Genomic DNA, 4,759 nt, shown 5'->3' with positions numbered 1-4,759 from the left:
GGAGGCGGGGCAGGGGGCCTGGCGGTACGGGGTACGCGGACACGGATCTCTCGAAGATGGGCGGCACGCAATCACGACTTGCCGGGCAACGGCTCGGCGAGCAGGCGGTTCTTCACGACCCAGCGCATGGCGTGCGCCCAGGTGTCGTCGGTATCGGCCCGGATCGTCACCTGCCCGCCGCGCACCATCTTGCCGGTCTCGGCTTCGGCGATGGTGACGTTCAGGTTGAAGATCTGGCCGGATCCCTTCTCCACATAACCGGTCACGACGAGATCCGCACCCAGGCTCTTGGCGATGTCGGCCGCGCACCCGTTGCACTTGTAGAGCGGGCCCTCTTTGGCGACCACGTCGGATTTCGGGGCTGTGTCGACGATGTCCAGGCCGGCCTGGTTGCGGAGGGCGTTGCGCAGCTCGTCCGTCACCAGCGTCAACTTCTTGGTGTCGACGGGCCGGACCCGCGTGCCGTAGGTGGCCCCGGGATCGAACAGCTCCACCGGGAACACCGCGGCCTTCTCGGCGGCGTGGGCACCGGACACCCCGGCCAGCAGACACGCGATCACCGCGCACGATAACAGGTGGTGCATCCTCGGGGCTCCCTCTCGATGACCGGCGCCGACGCTGCCGCCGGCGTTTTCGCCACTATAGCTCGGGCGAAGGGACAAATTGGCAATGTACATCGCCGCGCCGGTAGCCCACGACGCGAACGTGAACGTCCGACCGGGGCGCCGCGGTTGAGCGGCCGGATCCGAAGCTGCTAGAGGCCGCGTATATGCACGATCCTGCACACGCCCCGGCCCCGATTCCCGTCCAGCCTTCGCGTTATCCGACACCGCGCTCGGTCAGCCTTCGCGTTCTCTTCGCGTGCTGGACCGTGCTGACGCCGGTCGCCGCGCAAGCCCAGCAACCGGCTCCGCAACCGATCGAAACGCCGATCGGCCTGATCTACCGGCCGCAGCCGGCGCCCTCCTCGTACGACGCCGAGGCCGCCCCGGAAGACGAGGGGCTGGCCGGCGCCAAGATGGGCATCGCCGACAACAACACCACCGGCCGGTTCACCAAGCAGACCTTTTCACTGGATGCGGTCGCGCTGAGCGACGACAAGCCCGACGCCGTGGCGGCGGCCAGGGAATTGGTGGCCAAGGGCGTGCACTACCTGGTCTTGGTCCTGCCGGCGGATGCGGTGCTGGCGGTGGCCGACGCGGTGAAGGACACCGGGGCGGTGGTGCTGAATGCCGGCGCCCCGGACGACCGGCTGCGCGGCGCCGACTGCCGGTCCAACGTATTCCACATCCTGCCGTCCCGGGCGATGCTGACCGACGCCATCGCGCAGTACCTGACGGTGATGCGCTGGCGGAAGGTCTTTCTGATCGTCGGGCCGACCGAGGCCGACAAGGCCTATGCCGAGGCCGTGCGCAACTCCGCGCGCAAGTTCGCCCTGAAGATCACCACGGAGAAACCCTGGACCTTCGGACCGCTGGCGAAGGCGCGGGGCGATACCCCGACCCGGGCCGAAGCGATGGTCTTCACCCGCGGGCTCGACTACGACATGGCGATCGTGGCCGACGAGGAGGGCGACTGGGGCGACTACGTCTCCTACCGCACCGTCGATCCCCGGCCCGTCGGCGGCACGCAGGCGCTGACCTCGACCACGTGGTCGCCGGTGCTGGAGACCTGGGGGGCCGCGCAGGCTCAGAACCGGTTCCGGCGGCTCGCCTCCCGGCTGATGCGCCCCTTGGATTACCAGGCCTGGGCGGCGATCCGGACCGTCGGCGAGGCCGTCACCGCCAAGAAGACCAACGATCCCGCCGTGCTGACCCCGTACCTGGTGGATCCGGCCTTCAACCTGCCGGCCTACAAGGGTGTGTCGCTGAGCTTCCGCCCCTGGGATCACCAGCTGCGCCAGCCGGTCATCGTCGTCCAGCCCAAGGCCCTGGTCTCGGTCGCGCCCGAACAGGGCTTCCTGCATCAGCGCACGCCGCTCGACACGCTGGGCGTCGACCTGCCGGAGACCACCTGCAAGTTCAAATGACCGTGTTCTCGCGGGTCGTCGAGCGGTTCCATCGCGGGGCACAGGAATGTCGCCGCCACCATTGACGCGGGCGGCCCAGGGGGGCCACCTTCCGGAGGCGCGCTCCACCGAGACGGTGTCCTCTCGAAGTCCGAGACTCACGATGAGCCACGAGGTCCAAGAAGCACGGCCCATAATGGAGACCAGGAGCCCCGGCATCAGCGTCAACGATGCGATCGACCGCGCGAAAGAGTGGCTTTTGTCGACGATGTCGACGGAGAACGTCTCGAATCTCGGCCTCGAAGAGGTCGAGCATCATCCAGGATACTGGAATATCACTCTGGGCTTCTCTCGACCGTGGGATGAGGCGCGCAACGCCATATCGGTGCTGAGCGGCACTGTCGTCATGCGCCGGACCTACAAGATCGTGACGGTCGATGAGACGACCGGGGAGATCGTTTCGATGAAGAGTCGCGACGTCGAATAGCGATGCGGAAATACGTTCTGCTCGATACGAACGTCCTCGTGCTGTTCATCGTCGGCGGAACGTGCGCGGACTACATCCGAATCCATAAAAATTGCTCGCGGTTCTCGCGCGCCGACTACGATGCCCTGCTGCTGCATATTTCGGTCGCGGCCGGGGTCATCACCACGGCGCAGATCCTGTCCGAGACCGCCAACCTGCTCCGCCAGGTCCGGGATCCGATCAGGTCTGAGATCGCCGCGTTCTTCAAGCTGTTCGTCTTGCACGTCCGCGAGTTGCAGCCGACGGGCTGGGATGCCGTCCATGACGACACCTACGCGTGGCTCGGGTTCAACGACGCCTCGATCCTGGCCTGTCTGGCTTCAGACCGTGTGCTCATCACGGAGGACGGTAACCTGCACGCTGCAGCATGCACGCGCTCGACCGATGTCCTGCACTTCACAGAGCTGAGGATGTGTGAATAAGCATCGCGGCTGACGCCCTGCGAGGGGAACGCCGGCCACGGCCGCAAACGCCGCAACCCCTCGCAACCGGCCAAGATCGCACTACAGTTGGTGCCAGAAAGTGCCGAAAAGGGCACCCAGGGAAGGAAGTCGTATGCGCCGCCGCTTCGAGGCAGGTCTGAGTGTTGTCGCCCTCGGAGCGGGGCTCGGCCTCTGCGGGCCGGCCTTTGCCTTCACCGCCTACGTGAGCAACGAGAAGGGCAACTCCGTCAGCGTCATCGATACGAATACGATGACCGTCACCGGAACCTGGAAGGTCGGGCGCCGGCCGCGCGGGATCACCGTGTCGAAGGACGGCAAGGAGGTGTTCGTCTGCGCCAGCGACGACGACCGGATCGACGTGCTCGATGCCAGCTCCGGTAAGGTCGTGCGCTCGCTCCGCTCCGGCCCCGATCCCGAGCAGTTCATCCTCGATGCCTCCGGCAACCCGCTCTACGTCGCCAACGAGGACGACAGCCAGGTCACGATCATCGACATCGAGAAGAACAAGGTCCTGGCCGAGGTGCCGGTCGGGGTCGAGCCGGAGGGGATGGGCCTGTCGCCGGACGGGAAGATCCTGGTCAACACCTCCGAGACCACCAACATGGCGCACTTCATCGACACCAAGACGTTCCAGGTGATCGACAACGTGCTGGTTGACGCCCGGCCGCGCTTTGCCGAGTTCACCGCCGACGGCAAGTTCCTGTGGGTCTCCGCGGAGGTCGGCGGCACGGTCAGCGTGATCGACGTGGCCCAGCGTCGGGTGGTGAAGAAGATCACCTTCAAGATCCCCAGCGTGAACGACGAGGCGATCCAGCCGGTCGGCATCCGCATCACCAAGGACGGCACCAAGGCCTTCGTGGCCTTGGGCCCGGCCAACCGGGTCGCGGTGATCGATGCCAAGAGCTACGACGTCCAGAAGTATCTGCCCGTCGGCCAACGCGTCTGGCAGCTCGCCTTCACGCCGGACCAGAAGATGCTGTTCACCACGAACGGCACCTCGAACGACGTCTCGGTGGTCGACGTGGCCGCCGAGAAGGTGGTCAAGAGCATCCCGGTGGGCCTGCTGCCCTGGGGCGTCGCCATCTCCCCGAACTAGTTTGTCACTCGAACACAGGCGCTAGATCGGGGGTGCGCGCCTCCGTTTGAACGTCCATGACGCAGAACAGGATCGCCGAACCGGCGGCACAGGGGTAGGAACGACATGACGCGGACGTTTCGGATCGCAGCCCTCGCTCTGGTCGGCCTGTTCGCGGCTGGGCCGGCCTCGGCCCTCGACCTCACCAAGAAGCGCGAGAACCTGCCAGACCTCGTCCTGGGCGACGATCAGGGCAACGATTTCGCGGTCGAGAACAAGGACATCACGCTGGAATCCGGCAAGGCCTACCGGCTGCGCATCGTCGCCAAGGGGCGGCAGGAGTACAAGTTCTACGCCCCCGAGTTCTTCCGCTACATCTGGCTCAACCAGATCGTCATAGAGCACAAGGAGATCCACGGCGGCGGCGCGCCCGACCACCTGGAGTTCGACGATCCCGGCGAGATCGCCGTCGAGTTCGTGGCGATCAAGCCCGGCACCTACAAATGGGAGGCGCGCGGCCTCGAGGCGAAGGGCATGACCGGCACGTTGACGGTGAAGTGATGGGGGCCCGGTTCAGAATTTGGCGCGAGGCCACAAACGCATCTCCCTCCCCCCTGTGCGGGGGAGGGTGGGCCGGCCGTCAGGCCGGGTCGGCAGAGGGGAGCCCGGCTTCAGGACAAGGCTGCGTCGGTATGAAGGTCACCACC

The 4,759-nt window shown here is 66.2% G+C and carries 6 protein-coding genes; 5 read left to right on the top strand and 1 reads right to left on the bottom strand.

The genetic code is table 11. The annotated features are described in order from the left end of the window. Positions 1–71 precede the first annotated feature (71 nt). A complete protein-coding gene (locus FV228_RS20685; protein ID WP_147856336.1) occupies positions 72–584 on the bottom strand; it encodes a DUF3280 domain-containing protein in 513 nt (170 codons plus the stop codon). Between the two features lie 287 nt (positions 585–871). Here FV228_RS20685 and FV228_RS20680 point away from each other — a divergent pair, with 287 nt between their 5' ends. From FV228_RS20680 to FV228_RS20660, 5 genes are all read left to right on the top strand, one after another. Then, a complete protein-coding gene (locus tag FV228_RS20680; protein ID WP_246693970.1) occupies positions 872–2,029 on the top strand; it encodes an ABC transporter substrate-binding protein in 1,158 nt (385 codons plus the stop codon). A 142-nt stretch (positions 2,030–2,171) separates the two neighbouring features. Then, complete coding sequence (locus FV228_RS20675; RefSeq protein WP_147856335.1) at positions 2,172–2,495, top strand: hypothetical protein; 324 nt, start codon at positions 2,172–2,174, stop codon at positions 2,493–2,495. A 38-nt stretch (positions 2,496–2,533) separates the two neighbouring features. Next, the gene (locus FV228_RS20670; RefSeq protein WP_147856334.1) at positions 2,534–2,956 is read left to right on the top strand and encodes a hypothetical protein; all 423 of its coding nucleotides are present in this window, start codon (positions 2,534–2,536) and stop codon (positions 2,954–2,956) included. A gap of 133 nt (positions 2,957–3,089) precedes the next feature. Beyond that, positions 3,090–4,073 (top strand): YVTN family beta-propeller repeat protein, encoded by a 984-nt coding sequence (locus tag FV228_RS20665; protein WP_147856333.1) that lies wholly within the window; start codon positions 3,090–3,092, stop codon positions 4,071–4,073. 105 nt (positions 4,074–4,178) lie between these two features. Beyond that, the gene (locus tag FV228_RS20660) at positions 4,179–4,613 is read left to right on the top strand and encodes a hypothetical protein (RefSeq protein WP_147856332.1); all 435 of its coding nucleotides are present in this window, start codon (positions 4,179–4,181) and stop codon (positions 4,611–4,613) included. The last annotated feature ends 146 nt before the right edge of the window (positions 4,614–4,759 follow it).

Source organism: Methylobacterium sp. WL18 (assembly GCF_008040015.1).
Classification (GTDB): Bacteria; Pseudomonadota; Alphaproteobacteria; order Rhizobiales; family Beijerinckiaceae; genus Methylobacterium; species Methylobacterium mesophilicum.
This window is presented reverse-complemented; position numbering and strand designations above follow the sequence as displayed.